General features: G+C 60.7%; 1 protein-coding gene. It reads right to left on the reverse strand.

Features of this window, described 5'->3' with window-relative positions:
* Positions 1–138: 138 nt before the first annotated feature.
* Positions 139–510: a transposase gene (locus tag D0T11_RS21800; RefSeq protein ID WP_119657893.1), complete on the reverse strand. Its 372-nt coding sequence runs from the start codon at positions 508–510 to the stop codon at positions 139–141.
* Between the last annotated feature and the right edge of the window lie 38 nt (positions 511–548).

Below are 548 nucleotides of genomic sequence, written 5' to 3' on the forward strand. Positions count from 1 at the left end.
CCGCCAACCAGCCCGCCAGTAGTCCGGCGGCTTGCGGCGCGTCGCCGGCTTGCCCTTCCGTGACTTGCCAGCCCAACACGTTGCCTTCCCCATCACCCGCCAAATGGATGTTGCTCGTGTTGCCACCCCGGCTGTGTCCTATGCCTTGTTCGCCGTTTTTTTTTCCGCCCCCGTGCCATGCTSATGCACCCGAATACTGGTCGAATCCACTTGTACCTGTTGCTGGCGGGGGTGGGGCAGTTGGCGTTTATGGCGGATAAGAAGGGCCGTTACCTGCTCCCAAACGCCTGTATCTCGCCACCGGCTGAAGCGCACGTAGACCCGATGCCACTGGCCCAGATGCGGGGGCAGGTCCCGCCAGCCAACGCCGGTGCGCCCCAGCCATAAGACCGCCTCGACAAAGCCGCGCGTGTTCTTGGCCGTCACGCCGACGCAGCCGGCTTGACCAGGTAAAAGGGGGGACAATTCCGCCCACATCGAATCGGTTAATAATGTGCGGTCTGCATTCATGGAAAATACAACGCTCTTAATTGAGAACAGTTCCTAGT

The sequence above is a fragment of the Hymenobacter rubripertinctus genome (assembly GCF_003583925.1).
GTDB classification, from domain to species: domain Bacteria; phylum Bacteroidota; class Bacteroidia; order Cytophagales; family Hymenobacteraceae; genus Hymenobacter; species Hymenobacter rubripertinctus.